Annotated in this window: 20 protein-coding genes; 18 read left to right on the top strand and 2 right to left on the bottom strand. The window is 73.4% G+C overall.

Going from position 1 to position 20,663, the window contains the following annotated elements:
* Nucleotides 1-63: 63 nt before the first annotated feature.
* The gene (locus ACSU53_RS10860; RefSeq protein ID WP_437026831.1) at nt 64-1,779 is read right to left on the bottom strand and encodes a chitinase; all 1,716 of its coding nucleotides are present in this window, start codon (nt 1,777-1,779) and stop codon (nt 64-66) included.
* Nucleotides 1,780-2,433: 654 nt separating this feature from the next.
* On the opposite strand from ACSU53_RS10860, the gene ACSU53_RS10855 reads away from it, so the two are divergent.
* The 17 genes from ACSU53_RS10855 to ACSU53_RS10775 all read left to right on the top strand — a co-directional run bounded on the left by ACSU53_RS10855 (nt 2,434) and on the right by ACSU53_RS10775 (nt 18,633).
* Entirely contained in the window at nt 2,434-3,288 is an 855-nt protein-coding gene (locus ACSU53_RS10855; RefSeq protein WP_437033111.1) for a hypothetical protein, read from the top strand.
* A 150-nt stretch (nt 3,289-3,438) separates the two neighbouring features.
* A complete protein-coding gene (cpaB, locus tag ACSU53_RS10850; protein ID WP_437026830.1) occupies nt 3,439-4,146 on the top strand; it encodes a Flp pilus assembly protein CpaB in 708 nt (235 codons plus the stop codon).
* Between the two features lie 7 nt (nt 4,147-4,153).
* Nucleotides 4,154-5,422, top strand: a complete 1,269-nt coding sequence (locus tag ACSU53_RS10845; protein ID WP_437026828.1) for an AAA family ATPase — start codon at nt 4,154-4,156, stop codon at nt 5,420-5,422.
* A gap of 16 nt (nt 5,423-5,438) precedes the next feature.
* Entirely contained in the window at nt 5,439-5,858 is a 420-nt protein-coding gene (locus ACSU53_RS10840; protein WP_437026826.1) for a pilus assembly protein, read from the top strand.
* Nucleotides 5,851-6,219 carry a TadE/TadG family type IV pilus assembly protein gene (locus ACSU53_RS10835; RefSeq protein WP_437026824.1) on the top strand — a complete coding sequence of 123 codons (369 nt, stop codon included), beginning with the start codon at nt 5,851-5,853 and terminating at the stop codon, nt 6,217-6,219. The genes ACSU53_RS10840 and ACSU53_RS10835 overlap by 8 nt, the downstream gene beginning before the upstream one ends.
* A gap of 115 nt (nt 6,220-6,334) precedes the next feature.
* The gene (locus tag ACSU53_RS10830) at nt 6,335-7,672 is read left to right on the top strand and encodes a CpaF family protein (RefSeq protein ID WP_437026822.1); all 1,338 of its coding nucleotides are present in this window, start codon (nt 6,335-6,337) and stop codon (nt 7,670-7,672) included.
* An 11-nt stretch (nt 7,673-7,683) separates the two neighbouring features.
* The gene (locus ACSU53_RS10825; RefSeq protein ID WP_437026820.1) at nt 7,684-8,628 is read left to right on the top strand and encodes a type II secretion system F family protein; all 945 of its coding nucleotides are present in this window, start codon (nt 7,684-7,686) and stop codon (nt 8,626-8,628) included.
* Between the two features lie 22 nt (nt 8,629-8,650).
* Nucleotides 8,651-9,538, top strand: a complete 888-nt coding sequence (locus tag ACSU53_RS10820; protein ID WP_437026818.1) for a DUF5936 domain-containing protein — start codon at nt 8,651-8,653, stop codon at nt 9,536-9,538.
* Nucleotides 9,539-9,554: 16 nt separating this feature from the next.
* Nucleotides 9,555-11,174 carry a sensor histidine kinase gene (locus ACSU53_RS10815; RefSeq protein ID WP_437026816.1) on the top strand — a complete coding sequence of 540 codons (1,620 nt, stop codon included), beginning with the start codon at nt 9,555-9,557 and terminating at the stop codon, nt 11,172-11,174.
* Between the two features lie 56 nt (nt 11,175-11,230).
* Nucleotides 11,231-12,145 (top strand): response regulator, encoded by a 915-nt coding sequence (locus ACSU53_RS10810; protein ID WP_437026814.1) that lies wholly within the window; start codon nt 11,231-11,233, stop codon nt 12,143-12,145.
* Nucleotides 12,146-12,305: 160 nt separating this feature from the next.
* A complete protein-coding gene (locus ACSU53_RS10805) occupies nt 12,306-12,503 on the top strand; it encodes a Flp family type IVb pilin (protein WP_362091127.1) in 198 nt (65 codons plus the stop codon).
* Nucleotides 12,503-13,093 (top strand): pilus assembly protein TadG-related protein, encoded by a 591-nt coding sequence (locus ACSU53_RS10800; protein WP_437026812.1) that lies wholly within the window; start codon nt 12,503-12,505, stop codon nt 13,091-13,093. Before ACSU53_RS10805 ends, ACSU53_RS10800 begins: the two co-directional genes overlap by 1 nt.
* A gap of 34 nt (nt 13,094-13,127) precedes the next feature.
* Entirely contained in the window at nt 13,128-13,709 is a 582-nt protein-coding gene (locus ACSU53_RS10795) for a hypothetical protein (protein ID WP_437026810.1), read from the top strand.
* Nucleotides 13,710-13,766: 57 nt separating this feature from the next.
* The gene (locus ACSU53_RS10790) at nt 13,767-14,360 is read left to right on the top strand and encodes an OmpA family protein (RefSeq protein ID WP_437033109.1); all 594 of its coding nucleotides are present in this window, start codon (nt 13,767-13,769) and stop codon (nt 14,358-14,360) included.
* A gap of 253 nt (nt 14,361-14,613) precedes the next feature.
* Nucleotides 14,614-17,184 (top strand): Tox-REase-5 domain-containing protein, encoded by a 2,571-nt coding sequence (locus ACSU53_RS10785; protein WP_437026808.1) that lies wholly within the window; start codon nt 14,614-14,616, stop codon nt 17,182-17,184.
* A 100-nt stretch (nt 17,185-17,284) separates the two neighbouring features.
* The gene (locus ACSU53_RS10780) at nt 17,285-18,109 is read left to right on the top strand and encodes a hypothetical protein (protein WP_437026807.1); all 825 of its coding nucleotides are present in this window, start codon (nt 17,285-17,287) and stop codon (nt 18,107-18,109) included.
* The gene (locus ACSU53_RS10775) at nt 18,106-18,633 is read left to right on the top strand and encodes a hypothetical protein (RefSeq protein WP_437026805.1); all 528 of its coding nucleotides are present in this window, start codon (nt 18,106-18,108) and stop codon (nt 18,631-18,633) included. Before ACSU53_RS10780 ends, ACSU53_RS10775 begins: the two co-directional genes overlap by 4 nt.
* Before the next feature lie 26 nt (nt 18,634-18,659).
* Here ACSU53_RS10775 and ACSU53_RS10770 read toward each other — a convergent pair whose 3' ends face one another.
* Complete coding sequence (locus ACSU53_RS10770; RefSeq protein ID WP_437026804.1) at nt 18,660-19,052, bottom strand: DUF192 domain-containing protein; 393 nt, start codon at nt 19,050-19,052, stop codon at nt 18,660-18,662.
* Nucleotides 19,053-19,208: 156 nt separating this feature from the next.
* Between ACSU53_RS10770 and ACSU53_RS10765 the strand changes: the two genes are divergently transcribed.
* The gene (locus ACSU53_RS10765; RefSeq protein WP_437026802.1) at nt 19,209-20,117 is read left to right on the top strand and encodes an LLM class flavin-dependent oxidoreductase; all 909 of its coding nucleotides are present in this window, start codon (nt 19,209-19,211) and stop codon (nt 20,115-20,117) included.
* The last annotated feature ends 546 nt before the right edge of the window (nt 20,118-20,663 follow it).

Below are 20,663 nucleotides of genomic sequence, written 5' to 3'. Positions count from 1 at the left end.
GCGCCCCCGTCCACAGCGTGCTGGACGGGGGAGCCGGCGCCTTCGGGTGCGAGCGGCCGGGTGCTACGGCAGCGCGTGGACGTGCGGGCCGACCGCGTTGGACCAGGCGTTGCCCGCCGTGGCGTCCCAGTTGGTCGACCAGGTCATCGCACCGCGCAGGCCCGGGTACGTCTTCGACGGCTTGAAGGTGCCGCAGTTCGTGCCCCGGGTCAGGCAGTCGAGGGCGTTGTTGACGACGGACGGGGAGACGTAACCGCCGCCCGCTCCCCGGGTGGAGGCCGGGAGGCCGAGGCCCACCTGCGACGGGTCGAGGCCGTTCTCCAGCTGGATGCAGGCCAGCGCGGTCAGGAAGTCGACCGTGCCCTGATGGTAGACCTTTCCGTCGCAGCCCAGCATGGAACCGCTGTTGTAGTACTGCATGTTGACGACGGTGAGGATGTCCTTCACGTTCAGCGCCGTGCGGAAGTAGGCGTTGGACGTCGACTGCATGTCGATGGTCTGCGGGGCCATGGTGAGGATCATCGACGGGCCGGCCTTCGCGGACAGGGCACGCAGGGCCTGGGTCATGTAGGTGGCGTTGAGGCCGTTCTCCAGGTCGATGTCGACGCCGTCGAAGCCGTACTCCTGCATCACGGCGTACACCGAGTTCGCGAAGTTCGTCGCCGAGGCGGCGTCGTTGACCGAGACGGTGCCCTTCTCGCCGCCGACGGAGATGATGACCTTCTTCCCGGCGGCCTGCTTGGCCCGGACGTCGGCCTTGAACTGAGCCTCGGTGTAGCCGTTCAGGCCGGCCGAGTCCAGGGTGAAGTCGACGGCGCCGGGCGTGCCCGTGGCGTCCGCGAAGGCGACCGCGATGATGTCGTACTGGTCCTGCACGTCCGAGATGCGCTGCACGGCCGCGCCGTTGTTGAAGTTCTGCCAGTAACCCGTCACCGCGTGCCGGGGCAGGTCACCGCCCCCGCCGCCGTCCTGGTCCTTGGTGCGGGCGGTCACCGCCGCCGACTGCGGGGACTCGCCGGCCGCGTTGGTGGCCGCGACCCGGAAGGAGTACGACGTCGAGGGGGCGAGTCCGGTCACGGTCGCCGAGGTGCCCGACACCGCGGTCACCTTCGTGCCGTCGCGGTAGACCGTGTAGCCGGTCGCGCCGGACACCGTGTTCCAGGCCAGGGAGACCGACGAGGCCGTGGTGCCCGAGACGGCCAGACCGCCGGGGGTGCCCGGGACGGTGGGCTCCGGTTCGCCGTCACCGCCGCCGCCACCGTCGGGGCCGAAGACGGACAGGTCGTCGGCGTAGTACGGCTGCTGGCCGTACCAGCCGTGGGTGTAGACCGTCACCGAGGTGGTGCCGGAGCCGGTGGTGAAGCTGGTGGACAGCTGCTTCCAGGCGGCGGAGTCCGGGGTCCAGGTGGACACGTCCGTCGTGCCGGTACCGCTCACGCCCAGGTAGGCGTAGCCGCCCCGCACCCAACTGCTCAGCTGGTACGTGGAGTTCGGCTTGACGGCGACGGTCTGGGAGCAGCGGGCGTTGTCCTGGCCGGCCGGGGTGGCCTTGAGGGCCGCCGTGCCGCCGTGGACGGGTGAGGAGACGGTCGTGCCGCTGTTCGCCGAACAGGTCCAGTTGCTCAGGCCCGACTCGAACCCGGCGTTCCTGGCGTTGTTGACGTCGGCCGCCGACGCCTGGCCCGCGCCCACGCCCGCGAAGGTGAGGGCGAGGGCGGAGACGACGGCTCCGGCCCAGATGCGTCTGATGCGTCCGGTGCTGCGTGGTGCGCGGTCCACTGGGGCCTCCGGTGAGGAGTGGGGGAGTGGGTGTGGGTGTGCGGGTGTGCGGGTGTGGGGGAGACGGGGAGGAGGGAAAGGGGGAAGGGGGAAGGGGGACGTTCCGGGGTGAGGGGGGTGAGGCGGGTGAGGGGAACGACGGAGCGGCGGGAGCAGGTGAGGGGGAGGAGTGTGAGGGGGAGGAGTGACCAGGACGGGGGAGGGACGGCGACGGTGGCCACCGGCCGTCCCGGAGCTACAAGTTGGTCCAGACCAATCCGCTTGTCAATGGGTTCGGGGCGACTCCGTCCCCGGAAATCCGCCGGATCCGGGCCTCGGCCGGGTCGGGTTCCGGTCGGATTCGGCCCGGGCCCGGACCAAATTCCGGTCGGATCCGGGCCGGCGTCCGGTCGGGTCAGCGCCGGATCTGCGACGGAATCCGCCCGTCCGCGCTCGCGCCGGCACCGGCAAGATGCTCAACCTGCCCCGTTTTGGCGCGGCTTGTGCGGCACCAGTTGCCGTTCAGCTGGCCAAACGCTGTTCTCCGGCCACAGAGCCGTGGTTACAGTGCTGAGGTAGTCACGCAGTGAAGTCACCAAGGTCCACCGGAGTAACAGCCGTCGGGCCGACGGGCATGGGGAGATCGGGGAGCTGCGCGTGCCAACCGCCATTGCCGTGACCAGTGCCGACCTGGCGCTGCCGCCACACGACGACCGCACGCTGCCCGCCGTGGTGCTCCGGGACATCGACACCCGGCCGCTCGACCGGCTCCTGAGCGACGTCCAGCTGCTCGTCGAGCACCACGGGCACGTCATCGTCGTCTGCCCGCAGGCCGCCCCCACCCGGGTGCTGCGCCGGCTGCACACCCTGCGCTCCCTGCTGGAGAGCGACCGGATCGCCTTCTTCCGGCCCGACCTGCCACCGCTGGCCGTCGCCGTCCTGGCCCGCCAGTTACGGCAGCTCGCCTCCTGCGACCTCGGCCCCGGGGTGCTCGCCTCGGCCGGCCGCCTCCTCGTCCACTACCTGCACGCCGGGGCCCTGCTCGGCTCGGTCGCCCGCCTGGACCGGGTCCCGGTCAACCTCAAGCAGCACGCCAAGTCCTGGATGCCCGGCACCCAGTTCGCCGTCCTCGCCCACCCCCAGCCCCAGCTCGTCCGCTTCGGCCCGGAAGCCGCCCTGGAGGGCCCGGAGTTCGACACCTGGATGGTCACCGCCAAGGGGCAGCTCACCTCCGACTGGGTCACCGGCACCCTCGCCCCCGCCTGGAAGGTGCAGGGACTGCACGAGACGGCCCTGCCCGCCGCCTCCCCCGGCTGGTGGGGGACCGGCAAGCTGGTCGAGTTCTGCACCTTCCTGCCCGACCTGTCCGTGCTCTACCAACTGGTCACGTCCGTGCGGCGCGGCACCTGCCACTGGTGCGGCATCGACGTCATCGGCGACCGCTGCGTGTTCTGTTCGGCCACCCCGCCCGCCCACGACGGCCCGCCGGGGAGCCACGCCTCCGGGCGGGCCCTCGCCCACCGCCCATGAACCCCGCCCGCGCCCCCGCCCCGCCCGGACCGCGTACCCGTCCGGCCCGTGCCCCGGACCCGGCCCCGCCCGGCCGGCCCCACCGCCCCCCGACCGACCACCGCATCCGGTCCCGACCGACCGCTCACCCCCAATGAGGTTGCACGGTTCATGAACTCCCGTCAGCGCCGCGGCGTGATACTCCTGCTCCTGTCGGTCCTGTGCGCCCTCGGTGCCTTCGCCGGCGTTCTCTCCGTCATCGACGACGTGAAGTCCAAGGTCGGCCCCGAGGTCACCGCCTACCGGCTGAAGTCCGACATCGCGCCCTACACCGCGCTCCGTACGGGCCAGTTCGAGAAGATCCGGATGCCCGAGCGGTGGCTGTCCGAGAACGCGGTCACCGATCTCGACGACATCCGCGGCAAGATCGCCGTGACCACCCTCCGCGAGGGCTCCCTGCTGCAGAACGACATGATCGTGAACCAGCCCGCCCTCCAGCCGGGGCAGCAGGAGGTCGCCATCATGATCGACGCGGCGACCGGCGTCGCCGGCAAGATCACACCGGGCTCCGCGGTCAACGTCTACGCCACCTTCGACGGCGAACGCGAGGGCGCCCCCGCCCAGTCGAAGATCATCGTCACCAACGCCAAGGTCCTCGACGTGGGCCGGATCACCGCCCTGGAACCCGACGAGACGGACCGGCGGCGCCGTCCCACCGACGCCGTCCCCATCACCTTCGCGCTGTCCGCCCTCGACGCCCAGCGCCTCACCTACGCCGAGTCGTTCGCCCAGCGGGTCCGCCTCGCGCTGGTCGCCCCCGGCGGCGACACCACCGTCCCCGAGAAGGACCGGACGTACGAACTCGCGAAGGACAAGTGAGAGCCGCATGCCCACGAGGATCCTCCCGGCAGTCGGCGACGCGGACGCGGTCCGTTCCCTCACCACACTGCTCAGCCAGCTCCCGGACGCCGAACCGGTCGCCCCGGTCGTCGACTCCACCCAGCTCGTCGACACCCTCGCGCGGCTGGCCGCCGAATCCGTCGACGAACTGCCCGAGGTCGTGGTCGTGCACGAGCGGATCGGCCCGGTCCCCGCGCTGGAGCTGATCCGCGAAGTCGCCCTGCGCTTCCCCGCCGTGGGCGTCATCCTCGTCACCTCCGACGCGAGCCCCGGCCTCTTCCAGGCCGCCATGGACTACGGCGCCCGCGGCCTGGTCGCGCTCCCGCTCGGCTACGAGGAACTGGCCAGCCGGGTGCAGGCCGTCGCCCAGTGGTCCACCGGCGTCCGCCGTCACCTCGGCACGGGCGTCGACGTGTTCACCGGGGCCGGGGGCCGGGTCGTCACCGTCAGCGGGGCCAAGGGAGGTGTCGGCGCCACCCTGACCGCCGTCCAGCTCGCGCTCGCCGCCCAGGCGTCCGGCCGCAGCACCGCCCTGGTCGACATGGACCTCCAGACCGGCGACATCGCCTCCTACCTGGACGTCCAGTTCCGCCGCTCCGTCGTCGACCTCGCCGGCATCACCGACCTCTCGCCCCGCGTCCTCGCCGACGCCGTCTTCCGGCACGACACCGGCGTCGCCCTGCTGCTCGCCCCCGCCGAGGGCGAACGCGGCGAGGACGTCACCGACCGGGCCGCCCGCCAGATCGTCAGCGCCCTGCGCTCCCGCTACGAGATCGTCGTCATCGACTGCGGCGCCCAGCTCGGCGGCGCGGGCGCCGCCGCCGTCGAGATGGCCGACACGGCGCTGCTCGTCACCACCCCCGACGTGATCGCGGTCCGCGGCGCCAAGCGGGCCGTCCGCATGTGGGACCGGCTGCAGATCCGCAAGGCGGAGGAGACCACGGTCGTCGTCAACCGGCACACCCGCAGCACGGAGATCCAGCCGGCGCTCATCCAGCGGATCACCGGCACCGCGGTCGCCGCCACCGCGGTGCCCGCGCACTTCAAGGAACTGCAGGCCGTCGTGGACGCCGGACGCGTCCACGAGCTGGAGGCCAAGAGCGCCGTCAAGCAGGCCCTGTGGGGGCTGGCCGGCGAACTCGGCCTGGTCAGGCCCACCGAGGGCGCCCACCGGGCGGGCCGGCTGCGCGGCGACCGGGGCGCGGTCGGCCTCCGGCGCCGCAAGGAGCAGGGCACACCGGGCAGAAAGACGTGACCGGGAGACAGGAGGCATGAGGATGCTGCTCTTACCGCGGGCACGGCCCCGCACCGGCCGCCGGAGGTCGGACCGGGGACAGGTCACCGTCGAGTTCCTCGGCATGCTGCCCACGATCCTGGTGACGCTGGTGGTGCTGTGGCAGCTCGTCCTGGTCGGCTACACGTTCTCGCTCGCGGGCAACGCCGCGGACGAGGCGGTACGGGCCGCGACCGCGGCCGCCCCCGGTGAGCGCGGCGGGCCCTGCCGGGAGGCCGGGCTGGACAAACTGCCCGGCGCCTGGCGCGGCTCGGCGACCGTGACCTGCGGCGGGGGCGGCGGATTCGTCACCGCCGACGTACGGCTGAACGTGCCCATCCTCTTCCCCGGCACGGCCGCCTTCCCCTTCGACGTGACGGGGCACGCCGGAGCCGTCGAGGAGGACACCGGTGACTGACACGCCGCGGCGCCGCGCGCCGCACCGCGACCGGGGCCAGGCGGCCCTGGAGTACCTCGGCTTCCTGCCCGTCCTGCTCATCGTCGCCCTGGCCGCCGTCCAGCTCGGCCTCATCGCCTACACCGCCCAGCAGGCCGGCACCGCCGCCCGCGCCGGGGCGCGCAGCGCCTCCCTCGACCGGGACGCCCAGGGGGCCTGCACGGCCGCGGTCAGCTCCTGGCTGGCGGACGGCACGGACTGCGGGGAGGGCGGTGGGGGCGGCGAGGTCACCGTCACCGCCACGGTCGAGATCCCGTCGGTCGTCCCCGGCTGGGACTTCGGCCCGGCCCGGCGCACCGCCACGATGCCGAGGGACCGCTGATCCGCAGGACCACACCGAGGATCGCGACCGACACGGACCACCGGCCCAGGACACGCACCACCGACCCAGGACACGGCGACCACCGCCCCCACGCACAGGACGGAGCACCGGCCCCATGAGTCTGCGGGCACGCATCAACTCCCCGGAGGAGACCGGAAACCGGGGCGAGGACGGCCACCTGGTCGCCTCCTACCGGGCCAAGCTCCTGGAGGAGATCGACCTCGCGGAGATGAGTGCGCTGGCCGCCGCCGAACGCCGGGCGCGGCTGGAGCGGGTGCTCGGGCACATCATCAGCCGCGAGGGACCCGTCCTGTCCACGGTGGAGCGCTCCCAGCTCATCCGCAGGGTCGTCGACGAAGCGCTCGGCCTCGGCATCCTCGAACCCCTCCTGGAGGACGCCTCCATCACCGAGATCATGGTCAACGGCCCCGACGCCGTCTTCGTCGAGCGCGGCGGCCGGGTCGAACAACTGCCCCTGCGCTTCGCCTCCCACGACCAGCTGATGCAGACGATCGAACGTATCGTCTCCACCGTCAACCGCCGGGTGGACGAGTCCAACCCCATGGTCGACGCCCGCCTGCCGTCCGGCGAACGCGTCAACGTCATCATCCCGCCGCTGTCGCTGACCGGCGCCGTCCTGACCATCCGCCGCTTCCCGCGCTCCTTCACCCTGCACGAACTCATCGGCCTCGGCTCGCTCGACGAGCACATGCTGTACCTGCTGGCCGGGCTGGTGCAGGCGCGGTTCAACATCATCGTGTCCGGCGCCACCGGCACCGGCAAGACGACCCTCCTCAACGCCCTGTCCGGCCTCATCCCCGAGGGCGAACGCATCATCACCATCGAGGACTCCGCCGAACTCCAGCTCCAGCAGCCCCACGTCATCCGCCTGGAGTCCCGCCCGCCCAACGTCGAGGGCAAGGGCCGGGTCACCATCCGCGACCTGGTGCGCAACTCGCTGCGCATGCGCCCCGACCGCATCGTCGTCGGCGAGGTCCGCGGCGGCGAGTCCCTCGACATGCTCCAGGCGATGTCCACCGGCCACGACGGCTCCCTCGCCACCGTCCACGCCAACAGCGCCGAGGACGCCCTCACCCGTCTGCAGACCCTCGCCTCCATGTCCGACGTGGAGATCCCCTTCGTGGCCCTGCACGACCAGATCAACAGCGCCGTCGACGTCCTCGTCCAGCTCACCCGCTTCGCCGACGGCGCCCGCCGCATCACCGAGATCGCCCTCCTGGAGAGCCACGGCGGCGAACCGTACCGGCTGGCCACCGTCGCCCGCTTCAACGCGCAGCCCATGACGAACGACGGCCGGATCCACGGCACCTACGGCCACTACCCGCTCCCGCGCCGCACCGCCGAACGCCTCTACATGGCCGGCCAGCCGCTGCCGCAGGCCTTCGGCGTCGCCCAGTCGCCCGACCAGCTTGCCACCCGAGAAGCCAGGTAGGAACCGCCCCCATGGACCTGCAGAACCTGATCACGCTGACCACCGGCGTCACCCTGCTGACCTGCGTCCTCGCGGTCGTCGGCGTGCACTCCTACGCGACCGGCCGGGCCCAGCGGCAGGCCCTGGTCGACCGCCTCTCGGCCACCGGACAGATCCCCCTGCCCGGCCGCCGGCACCACTTCCCCACCCTCGACCGCCGCCTGCGCCGCACCCGGGCCGGCCGCAAGCTGGAACTGCGCCTGCTCGCCACCGGCCTGGACATCACCCCCGGCGAGTTCGTCGCCGCCATGCTCGCCACCGTCGCCGGACTCTGGCTCGTCGGCCAGGCCACCCTCGCGCCCTTCTTCGGCCCGCTCGCCGGACTCGTCGGCGTCTGGGCGGCCCTGCAGTTCCTCTCCTGGCAACGCCAGAAGCGCATCGAGCGGTTCATCAACCAGCTTCCCGAACTCGCCCGCATCCTCGCCAACGCCACCCAGGCCGGCCTCGCCCTGCGCACCGCCATCGGCATGGCCGCCGAGGAACTGGAGGCCCCCGCCGGCGAGGAACTGGTCAAGGTCGCCAACCAGCTCGCCATGGGCGCCTCCCTGGACGACGCCCTCGGCGAACTCGCCGACCGGCTCCCCTCCCGTGAACTCGTCGTCCTCGTCACCACCCTCGTGCTGTCCAACCGCGCGGGCGGCCAGGTGGTGAGCGCCCTGCGCAACCTCACCGAGACCCTGGAGGAACGCAAGGAGACCCGGCGCGAGGTCCGCACCCAGCTGTCCCAGGTGAGCATGACCTCCTACGCCGTTCCCGCCCTCGGCATCGGCTCGTTGTTCCTGATGAACGGCGTGAAGGACGGCGCCCTGGAACGCATGACCGGCTCCCCCGTGGGCCAGACGGCGGTGATCGTCGCCTTCGGGCTGTACGCCGTCGGCTTCCTCCTCATCCGCCGCCTGTCCCGCATCGACGTCTGACCGCCGAAGGAGGCTGACCGACATGGCACTGCTGCTCGCCCTCCTCATGGGCCTCGGCGTCTGGGGCGTCTTCGCCGGCATCCGCATGTACCGCGCCGAGGCCAAACTGCCCGGCGACCTCGTCCTCGCCCTGGAGGTCGGCTCCACCCGCACCGGCGCCGTCGACTCCGTCGTCGACCGCATGGGCATGCGCTACGCCCCCGCCGTGCTGCGCCTCATGGGACCCAAGCAGGTCGCCAAGTACCGCCGGAAGATCGACCTCGCGGGCAACCCCGGCGGCCTCACCATCGACCGCTACGCCGCCCGCCGCGCCGTCTACGGTGCCCTCGGCCTCACCGGCTTCCTGGTCTTCCTGCTGCGCGGCCAGCCCTTCGTCGCCCTGCTGCTGCTCGCCTTCGGCGCGTTCTGGACCGAGGTCGGCATCTGGTCCGCGATCCGCATCCGCAAGGACGTCATCGAACGCACCCTGCCGGACTTCCTGGACGTGCTCGCGGTCGTGGTGAGCGCCGGACTCGGCTTCCGCCAGGCCCTCGACCGCGTCTCCTCCCGCTACGAGGGACCCTGGGCCGACGAACTGCGCATCACCCTGCGCCAGATGGACCTCGGCATGAGCCGCCGCCAGGCCTTCGCGGAGCTGCGCCGCCGCAACGACTCCGAGCAGGTCGCCCTGTTCGTCACCGCCCTCCAGCAGGGCGAGGAACTCGGCGCCCCCATCGTCGACACCCTGGTGTCCCTCGCCAAGGACATGCGCCGCACCGACGCGCAGAACGCCCGCCGCAAGGCCGCCCGCGCGGTCCCCAAGGCCACCATGATGATCACCACGTTCATGGTCCCGGCCACCATGATCCTCCTCGGCGCCGGCCTGCTCCTCGGCTCCGGCACCGACTTCGGCTCCCTCACGGGCGAGTAGGAAGGGTGCCGGTGCCATGACGACGACCAGGGAACGCGCGGCCCGCCTGCGCCGCCGCCCGCGCTCCGCCGAGATCACCACCCCGCCGACGGGCACGGTCCTCCCCGACCACGCCCGCACCGGCGCCCCCGACGTCCCGGTCACCTCGGCGACGCCACGGGTGCTCGGGGCTGGGGTGCGGGCGGCCGATGGCGCGGGTGGGCCCGGAGGCGCCACCGGGGCGGCTCACCGCCCGAGTGCACCGGGAGCAGCCGCCGGGGCGGCCGGTGGCGGTGGGCCGGGGGGAACCGCCGGGGCGGCCGGCGGCTCGCTCCCGGCTGCCCTGGCCCGGCCGCCGCAGGCGCCGTCCCCCGGGCCCGGGGCCGCCCATCCTGCCCCCACCCATCCCGCCCCCACCGTCGACCTGCAGATCAACGCCCTCCAGGCCCTGTGCCGGCAGGTGTTCGGCTTCCGCCTGGCCATGATCGCCCTCGCCGCGCCCGCCGCCCTCCTCAACGCCGGCCCCGGCTGGGGCACCCGCCTCGTCGCCCTCGCCGTCGTCGTCACCTTCATGGCGTCCTACGCCCTCTTCCGCGACTGGGAACGCTTCGGCCCCCTCCTCCTGCGCCACCCCACCCTGCTCGCCCTGGACACCCTCCTCGGCGCCCTCCTGCTGGTCTCCGCCGGACCCGAGTCCACCCTCGCCTACGTCAGCGTCTGCACCCCGCTCCTGGCCGGCCTCATCTACGGCTGGCGCACCGCCGGTGTCTTCGCCTCCCTCCAGGGCGTCGTCCTCCTGCTGGTCCACGCCACCCTCCAGGACACGCCGGCAGGGCCCGCGGAGACCCTGCTCCTGCCCGGCCTGTGCGTCATCGCGGGCGCCGCCGGCTCCTCGCTCCGCCAGCTGCTGCTCCGGTTCGGCGCGGCGACCCGCGCCCTGACCGACATGCAGGCCCGCCTCGCCGTCACCGAGGCGGTCGGCGCGGAACGGGCGCGCCTCGCACGGGAGATGCACGACTCCGTCGCCAAGACCCTGCACGGCGTCGCCCTCGCCGCCGACGGCCTCACCCGCTCGGCGGGCGCCCCGGACCTGGACGCCGCCCGCGTCCGGCAGCAGGCGGCCCTGGTGGCCCGCTCCGCCCGCCGGGCCGCCGCCGAGTCCCGCGAACTCCTCGCCGACCTGCGCCGCGAGGCCGACCCGGAGCAGGGCACCGACGTGCTGGCCGAACTCGCGGCCCGCACGCACGACTTCCAGACCCGCACCGGACTGACGGCCACCTACCGGGCGGCCGGTGACGGCACCGCCCCGCCCGTCCCCCCGGCCGTCGCCCGCCAGCTTCTCACCATCGCCGCCGAGGCCCTGGAGAACGCCCACCGTCACGCCGGCGCCACCCGCGTCGAGGTCCTGGCGGGCGTCCACGGCGACCTGCTCCGCATCAGCGTCCACGACGACGGGCGCGGCCTCCCGCCCGGCACCGACCTGCAACACCTGCGCCGATCCGGCCACTTCGGCCTCATCGGCATGGTCGAACGGGCCGCCTCGGTCGGCGCCCGCATCCGCATCGGCCGGGGCACCCGCACCCACGGCACGGAAGTCCGCCTGGACCTGCCCCTGGCCGCCCTGACGACCACGCCCCGGGGAGCGACACCACCGTGACCGTGACACACCCGCCGCCCCGCACCCCCCGCCACCCCCGCAGAGGAGGCCGCACCGTGCAGCCGCCGCCCAGCCCCTTCCAGAACGTCCCCCCGCCCGCCGCCCTCCGGGTCGTGGTGGCCGACGACAACCCGGTGGTCCGGGCCGGCCTCACCGCCCTGCTGTCCGGCCGCGACGACATCACCGTCGTGGCGGAGGCCGCCGACGGCAGGGAAGCCTGCGAGGCCGCCCGGGAGCACCGTCCCGACGTCGTCCTCCTGGACGTCCGCATGCCCGGCGTGGACGGCATCTCCGCCCTGCCGTACCTGGTGGACATCGCCCCGGTCGTGATGCTGACGTACAGCAGGGAGTCGGAGGTCGTCCAGGAGGCGCTGCGCAGGGGAGCGGGCGGCTACCTGGTCCACGGCGAGTTCACCGCCGACCAACTGGTCACGGCCGTCCGCGACATCCGCTCCGGCCGCCCCCACTTCACCCCGACGGCAGCGGGCGCCCTGCTGGCCCAGCTGCGGCAGAGCGGGACGGGGAACGCGGGTGCGCTGCCGGACGACCTGGGCGCGGTGAGTGCGACTGCACACGAACGGTACGGGGCGGAGGGAGCGGCGCCGGAGCGGGAACGGGGCGGGGGCGAACGCCCCTTGCATCGGCACGCGCCTCAGCCCTCGGCTACTTCTGCGGAAAACCTTTCGCATCTGCAACCGGATATGGCACAGTCGTCGTCTGGGTGGACAAGCGGCCTCCCGGCCGCCCCCGACAGGTCGAAGTACCAACTGAGCGCGAGGGAGGCGGAGATCATGGACCTCATCGCATCCGGCATGACCAACCAGCAGATCGCCGCCGCCTGCTTCATCAGCGAGAAGACGGTGAAGAACCACATCAACCGCATCTTCGCGAAGCTCCACAGCACCAGCCGGTCCGAGGCAGCCGCCAAGTGGCTCGGTACGGCTCCCGGTTCCGGCCGAGGGATGGGGTGACCTGCGGTGGGGACAGAAACGACGACGATCCGGCGACGCTTTTGGGCCCGGGTTTGGGCCCAGGGGCCCTCTGGCGCATCCGGAAATCAGCCGTACGTTGCTCATGTCGAACGCGGCCCCGCCGAGGAGGCCGCCATCGCGTCAGCCGGAGGGGAACAGCATGAGCAACTGGATCAACACCACGGTCACGTACCTCCAGTCCCGCGCGGCCCGCAACGACAAGGGCCAGACCGCGGTGGAGTACCTGGGCATCATCGCGGTGGTCGTGGCGATCGTGCTGGCGATCACGGGGACGGACATCGGCCAGTCGATCTACGACGCGATCACGGAGCAGATCGCCAACGTCACCGGCGGGTGATGAGGCGTTCCAAGCACGGCGACGCAGGGCAGGCCTTCCCCATCTACATCACTGTGGTGGGGGGTCTGCTCTTTCTCGCGTTCGCATACCTGGCGGTCGGACAGGCGGCGGCGAATCGGAGTGACGCACAGACTGCCGCTGACGCAGCAGCACTCGCCGCCGCTCAGGACAGGCGGGACAAGCTTGCTGACGTGTGGTTGGCAAACCTGAATGACCCCACGACGTGGTTGGACATCTTCGACGGTGACGTCGGTTCACTCGGACCGTCGTGTGTGCGAGCCCACGAACTTGCCGCGGCGAACAACGCGACCGTTCAGGAGTGCGCTCCGGATGGGCTCCTGGGCTTCACGGTCGAGGTACAGACGAACCACACCGTAGGTGAGTCCATCGTGCCCGGGACTGAGGATTTCAAGTCGAGTGAGAGGGCCACGGCGGTGATCGAGCCCCGTTGCACGTTCGCGTTGCCGGAGGGCGCAGAGGACCTGCCACTGCTCACCTGCAAGGGCACACCGTGGAAGCTCGACCCGGAAGGCCCGGCAAGCCTACTGCCGCAGCCTGAGGACCTGTTCGATGTCCACTTGGCCGACTGACAAGCGATCGACGAGGGAATAGGGAAGCAGAGGCATGAGCATTCGGTCTACGACGAAGGCCCGCAGGGGGATGGTCGCGCTGACCATTGCGGCCGGACTGGCCCTCGGGGTGGCCGGTTGCGGGGGAGGCGGTGACGAAGACAGCAAGCCCGAGAAGTCCGCGTCCGCCTCCCAAGACCGGGGGTCCGGCCCCAGCACGCACGAGACAGCGGAGGGTGAGCCTCTCGCGGAGTTGCGAGGGTCGGACGGTTTGCTCCTTCAGATCACCTCTGCCGAGCGGGACGCCGGCGGATTTCTGACCGTGAACGGCACGCTGAAGAACGACGGTGCGAAAAGCGTGGTCGTGCCCGCTGCACTGAGTGGCAACGAGACCGAGATCGTGAGGAACGGCAGGTCTCTCGGGGGAGCGACGCTCGTCGACGCAAAGGGTAAGAAGCGCTACTACGTGTTGCGAGACACGGATGGCCGCGCGCTGACCACCACGGGATTCTCCACGATCAAGGCAGGTGCGAGCCTCTCGGTCTTCATGCAGTTCCCCGCGCCGCCGACCGACACGACCGAGGTCACCTTCCAGTTGCCGACGTTCGCCAGCGGCGCTATCCAGATCTCCGGGTGACCGGCCATGACACGTAACCACCGCACGCAGCGGCGGACGGGTGTGGCTCTCGCCGTCATGCTAGCCGCCGGCCACCTGTACGTGGCCGCTCCCGCCCTGGCCGACGACGGCCCCAGCGTCCCTCCCGGCACCGAAGCCACTGCCTCGGCGCCCGTGGAGCTGGACCCCAACGACCCCGATCTGAAGCTCCCCGACGGCGCCACGCTGGCCGAACCCAAGGTCCTCGACATCAAGCAGGTCGTCGAGGACCAGAGCGGTGACGAGCGTCGCGAGGACACCAACTCCGACGTGAAGTTCGCGCTCCAGGCCGAGGTGCTGTTCCCCAAGGACAGCGCCAAGCTCAGCGCTCAGGCGAAGTCCCGCATCTCCACCATCGCCCAGGAGATCAAGACGCAGAACGCGACGAAGATCCGCGTCTTCGGCTTCACGGACAACCTCGGTTCCTCCGCGCACGGCGACATCCTGTCGCGCAAACGGGCCAATGCCGTGCAGAGCGTGCTCGACCAGGAGCTGAACGACGCGAACGTCACGTACGAGGTGCGGGGCTACGGCGAGCAGTACCCCATCGCCGACAACTCCACCGAGGCGGGTCGCAAGAAGAACCGCCGGGTCGAGGTCTCCTTCCCGCGGGAGGAGAACGCGGCGTCCTGACGCGTTCGGCACCGGCCGGTGCGGGGGCGGGTCCACACCGCCCGGCCGGAGCCGTGGGCCGCGTGGCCCCGGCTCGTCGGGTCGTGTGCTCCGCCGACGCGACGGCGACGGTCGCGCCCGACTTGTTCCGCCCCTCACCGCCGCTTTGGGTGTCCCTTTGGGCCCTCGGGCCCATGCCGCCCCGCCGCCCCCTCCCTACGCTCGCCGTGACATGAACGCGACCTCCCCGCGCGGGAGGTGAGGGGGAGTGGGCATGGCGTCGGCGGGGGGAGTGACGGGGGCGGGCGGCTTCGGGGGAGCGTCCGGGACCGGGACCACAGGGCCGTCGGGGGCTGACGGAGGGCGCCGGGGGCTGCCCAGGCCGCTCGGCACGGCTCTGCTCCTCGTCCACACGCTCTTCGCCCTCACCGTGCTGGGCGGCCTGGGCGTACTGCTCACCGCGAGCGCCTACGACCGCCTCGACGCGGGCCTCCTCGCCCTCACCGCCTACGGCGCCGCTCCCGGGGTCCTCGGCTGGTGGCTGGCCCGGCGGACCTGGGAGGGCGGGCCTCGTGTCCGGGCGGGCCTGGCGGCGGTGCAGGTCTGGCTGGTCCTCGGAGCCGTCGCGAACATCGCCGACGGGTCGCTCAAGGGCTTCGGCCAACTCCTGCTGCCGCTCCTGGTCCTGTACTTCCTCACCCGGCGGGAGAGCCGGGACTGGTACCGCCTGGCCGACCCCGAGCGAGCGAACCGGACCCCGTTCTCCCTGCGTCGGATGATCCGCTGGGGGAGGCGGGACGAGGGCCAGACGGCCGTGGAGTACGCGGGACTGGTCGCGGTCGTCGCCGCGATCATCGCCGCGCTGCTCGTCAGCGGCCTCGGCGGGCAGATCCTGTCCGGCATCCAGGCGGAGATATGCCGGGTCACCGGCACGGCCTGCCCTGCCCCCGCCACCGGCGGCGCGGGCGACGTCACCGCCGGCGACGGCGCCACCACCGGCGGCTCCGAGGGAGACGGCACCGGGGGAGCCGGCACCGGGGGAGACGGCTCCGGCAACGGCGGCGGCAGCGACAACGGCACCGCCGGCGGGAGCACCGGCGGCACCGGAACCGGCGACACCGGCACCGGAGGCGACACCGGCACCAGCACCGGAGGCGACACAGGCGGCAACCCCGGCGGCAACCCCGGCGGCGAGCCCGACGGTCCCCCCGATGGTCCCCCCGACGGCGGTGCCGCGGACGGTGCCGCCGACCCGGCCACCACGCCCGTCGACCCGACCGACCCCGTGGCCGCACGGGACGAGATCGACGAACCCCCGTACGAGGACCCGACAGCAGACAGTGGCGGGAGCGGTGACGACGGCGGCGGGGACGGGGACGACGAGGGCTGCTTCTCCGGCTTCGGGGCGTTCTTCGGATGCGCCGGCGACCAGCTCGGCCAGATCGGCGGGGGCCTCTTCGTCGACGGCATCTGGGGCGACCTGACCGGCATCTGGGACGTCGTCACCAACCCGGTGGAGACGTGGAACGGCCTGATGGACTACGGCAGTTCCCTCGGCAGCGACTGGTGGAGCGACTCGGCGGGCGCCCGGGAGAAGTGGAACGACGGCGACTACCTCGGAGCGCTTCTCGGCTGGGGCGGAGCCTCGCTGAACACCGGCGGCACCGTCCTCTACGACTCCTTCATCGGCGACGACGTGGCCGACCAGTGGAACAGCGGCAACCACACCCGGGCCGTCACCACCGTCCTGTGGAACGTCGGATCCGTGTTCATCCCCGGTTACGGCGGAGCCAAGGTCGCCGAGAAGGTCGGGGGGCTCGGCACGCTCGGCCGGCTCACCGACGACGCGGCCGACGCCGCCCGGGACGCGCGGCGCGCGGCCGAGGCGGGCGACCTGGACGCGCTGGAGGATGCGGCCCGGCGTGCCGACGAGGCCGCGGACGAGGCCGAGGACGCCGCCCGCAGGACGGGCTGCACGATCGCCGCACCCCCGCACCGCCTCCCGTACGGCGACGGGGACGGCGACGGCGCCCGCACCGCCCGCACCGCCCGCACCGGCGCGGGCGCCGCCCCCGGCGCCGCGTCCGGCCTGCTCGGCGGGCCCGGCACCGGTACCACCGTGCTGGCCGGGGGGTCCGCCGCCGGTACCCCGCACGTCGTGCTGGCCCAGGGCGGCTGCGACGAGGAGGCGAAGGAGGAGGCCCGCCGGGCCCGCGAGCACGCACGGGAGGCCTACCTCGAACGCAAGCGCGCGGAGGAACCCGGCCGGGCCCAGGAGGCGCTGGCGAACAAGAAGCAGTGGCCCGAGCCCCGGCACGGCGACACCGCCGACCCGCGCAACTACAACCCGCCGGACTGGGCGGCCGACCTGAGCCCCCGCACCTACGGCGACGCCGATGGCGGCGACGGCTTCTGGGCGAGCCGGGACCGCAATCCGGCACCCACCTGGCGCAACGAGTCCTGGCTGCGCTACCAGGAGCAGGTCACCGGCACCGAGCGCGGCTACGAGTACGTCATCCCGCACACCGATCCGGACGTGCCGGACGTGGAGTTCGACGGCTGGGACTCCTCGCGCCAGACCTTCCTGGAGGCCAAGAACGGCTACGACAGCTTCCTCACCGCGGACCGCACCGAACTCACCCCGTCCGGCAGGGAGCGCCTGCTGGCCGAGGCACGCCGGCAGACCGAGGCCGCCCGCGGCAAGGGTGTCGAGTGGCACTTCTCCAACGAGGAGGTGGCCGACGCCGCCCGGGACGCCTTCGAGGACGCGGGACTGGACATCGAGGTCGTCCACACACGGCCCGGGCCCGTGGCCGGCGAGCGGAGACCGGGAGCCTTCGGCTGACGGGGCCGGGTGCCGTGAGCGGCCTAAGGTGGGAACGTCCGGGCGGGGGCGTCCGGTCCGCCAAGGAAGTCCGGTCCGCGGGAGAAGAGGACGGCAGAGTATGCGACGCGTGGTGCGGGGCTTCTGGGGCCCACGGCGGGAGTCCGCGGAGGAACTCGCCGAACGGTGGAGCACGACCCTGATCCGATTCAGCCGGCTCCTCCCCGCCGCCGGCGCCCCGGCCCCCGAGGGGCGGCCGTCCGGAGCATCGGCACCCGCTTCGCCCGCACCACAGCACCCGTCCCCCGGCGCCCCGTTGACGACCTGGCGGACCGTCCCCGCGGCCGGTGACGGCCGCCCGTCCGAGATCATCGGCCTGCCGGATCCCGCCGCGGGCGACCCGGCCGGCGCGCTGCGGGAGGCCCTGCTGCGGGCCCTGCGCGCCGCGCAGGAGGCCGACGGGTGGGCGGCGGCGGACGGCACCTCGCTCCGCCTGCTGGCGGACACCGCCGAGGGCTGGAAGATCGAACTGGCCGGTCTGGCGGGCGGCACACCTCAGTTCCTGCTCCAGTCGCTGGTGGCCACCCTGGTCGCACCGGACGGCGTGCCGCTGCCCGACGCCGGACTCCTCACCGCCGTCGCGGAGGCGTGGGAGCCGGACCACGGGGACGCCGGCGACAGGGCCCTGACCGCGGCCCTGAAGAAGGAGGCGGGCTTCACGATCGGCACGCCGTCCGCGGGGACGGTGACCTACCTCTCCCCGGGCCGTGCCGCCCGCGTCCCGGGCACGTGGGCGGACCGGGGCAGGCGGCTTGCCGGAGGCGGACTGCTCCTGGAGATCGCGGAGCCCGGGGACACCGCCGAGGTCGTCCGCGCCTACCGGGACCTCAAGGACGCCGGCGCCCTCGAACCGCTGCCCCGCCCGCTGGACAGGCCCGTCCTGTGACGTCCCGCCGCGGCGAGCCCTTCGACCCCGACCGGGCCCGCGCCGACCTGGAAGCACGCCTGGCCGGCCCTCTCCCGGCGTCCGGCCCGGCGGTGGCGGAGGACGATCCGGTCACGGGGGAGTGGGCGGCGACCCGGGGCGACGGCTTCCTCGTCGTCCCGCTCTGGGAGGGCGACTGGCTCACGGGCGTGTACGGGCCGGAGTGGAACGCCGCCGAGGAGGCCGCCGAAGCCCGGCTGCGGGCCCTGGTGACCCGCCTGGACGACCGCTGGGGACCGCACCGCACCGTCAGCATGCGCCTCCCCCTGCTCCGGCCGGACGCCCCGCTCCCCGAACCCCTGCGGACCCTGGCCCGCCTGGACTGCCACGGCGACCTCAGCGTCTGGGGACCGGTGCCCGCAGCACCGCCGGCCGGCCCCCGCTGGGTCGCGGTCTCCCTCAACCAGTCCGACGGGGAGGCCCCGATGACCCTGGTCGGCGTGGTCAGCGCCCGCCCGCTGACGGAACCCGGAGGGGACGACTGACCTCCCCGGGCCCGGGCGGCGCCCCGTCACCCTCCCCGGGGGCCGGGAGGCACCACGACGGTCACCCGCGTCCCCGCCTCCAGCCCCCACCGCGCCATGGCCCCCGCCTCCGCCTCCAGCACGTGCCGGGCCCGCAGCCGGGGCCGCCCCAGCCGCCCCGGCGGCATGGTGCGCACGGCGACGACCCTCAGGCGCCGGTCGAGGTAGGCCACGTCGATGGGCATGCGCATCCGGAAGGTGTGCACGCTCCCCGCCGGGGACAGCAGCATCGCGCCGTCGACCGAGTCCCGCCCCAACAGCCCCCGGGTGCGCGCCCGGTAGGAGCAGGCCAGCTCCAACGGCACGCGTACCGGCTCTCGTTCGTCGCCCGTCCGCCCCCGGATCTCCAGCTCGCCCCGTCCGTCCCGCCAACGTCCCACCCCTGCCGCCCTTCTCCCCGCTCACCCGCCGCAGCGTTCCCCGCGGACTCCGGTCCGTCCGTCCGCAGGGCCACTCTGCCGAACGGCGCGGGTGCCGGTGGGCGGGCCGCCGAAAATGCGTTTGCCCGTTCGTCCCGGTCCGGGTAGGAACGGCCCATGACGACACTCGGCGCGGTGCTCCGCCCCCAGCTGGCTCCCGAACGCCTCCGCTCCGTCGCCCGCGCCGCCGACGAGGCCGGGCTCGACGAGCTGTGGCTGTGGGAGGACTGCTTCCTGGAGGGCGGCCTCACCAGTGCCGCGGCCACCCTCGCGTGGACGGAGCGGGTGCGGGTCGGCGTCGGGCTGCTGCCGGTGCCGCTGCGGAACGTGGCGCTCACCGCGATGGAGGCCGCCACCCTGCACCGCATGTTCCCCGGTCGGGTGACCCTCGGTGTCGGACACGGGGTGCAGGACTGGATGGGGCAGGTCGGGGCGCGGGTCGCCTCCCCCCTCACCCTGCTGCGGGAACACCTCGTCGCCCTGCGCGCGCTGTTGCGCGGCGAGCGGGTCACGACCGAGGGGCGGTACGTCCGGCTCGACGGCGTGGCCCTGGACTGGCCGCCGGCGGCCGACGACGTCACGGTCCTCGCCGGCGGCACCGGGCCGCGCACCCTCCGGCTCACCGGGGAGGCCGCCGACGGCACCATCCTCACCGCGAACACCTCCGCCGACGGCGTACGCCGGGCCCGCCGCCTCGTCGACGAGGGGCGTGCGGAGGCCGGACGCCCGGCGGAGCCGCACCGCGTCGTGGTGTACCTGCTCACCGCCACCGGCCCCGGAGCCGCCGAGCGGCTGCGCGCCGAACTGGCCGCCGAGGGCGCCGCCCCCGACGCGGACCTCGGCGTCGCCGGGGACGCCGGTGCGGTGGCGCGGGAGGTGCGGCGACTGGCCGAGGCCGGTGCGGACGCGGTGATCCTCCAGCCGACGGCGGACGAACCGGACCCGGAGGGGTTCGTGCGGTTCGCGGCCCGGGACGTGGCCCGCGAGCTGGCGGACGGGCCCTCCGGCGCGACGGACGGGCCCTGAACGGGACTGATCATCCACAGGAGCGCCCAGGAGCGCCCAGGAGTCCCCGACCCGGGACCCGCGACCAAGCGTACGAGGGGAGGGCCACCGGGGCGCGGCCCTCCTGGGGCTACGCGCGGGCGCCCGCCGGACGGCTCGGACGGGCCGAGGCCGTGCTGGACGTCGGACCGGCGGCCGTGAGGTGCTCGACTTCGCGCTCGCCAACATCCCGGCGACCACCCCACCCGGGGCCACCGGTGCCGGGGCTCCCCGAGGGCGGCCCCGGGCCCTGCACGAGCGGATCGAGGCCGAGAGGGCGTTCGTCACCCACGGCGGCCGGCACCTCGTGGAGACCCGCCGGAGGGCTCCCGGCCGGTAGCCGTCGGGTGGCCGCATCGTTATGGACCCGGACTCGCGCTCCCGTCCCGCCGTCCCGTACCGTCGTCCCAGGCAATTCGCGTGAGCAAAGCTGCGCGGGGTGGTACCGCGCAGCGGAGGGGGCTGCGCGGTGCCCGGCCGTACCGAACCCCGCTCCGTCCGCCTCTCCCGCCTCCGCACTCTTGCCAC

This window comes from Streptomyces sp. enrichment culture, assembly GCF_964273255.1.
Taxonomy (GTDB): domain Bacteria; phylum Actinomycetota; class Actinomycetes; order Streptomycetales; family Streptomycetaceae; genus Streptomyces.
The sequence above is the reverse complement of the archived record's forward strand: the minus strand, read 5'-3'. Positions and strand labels throughout refer to the sequence as shown.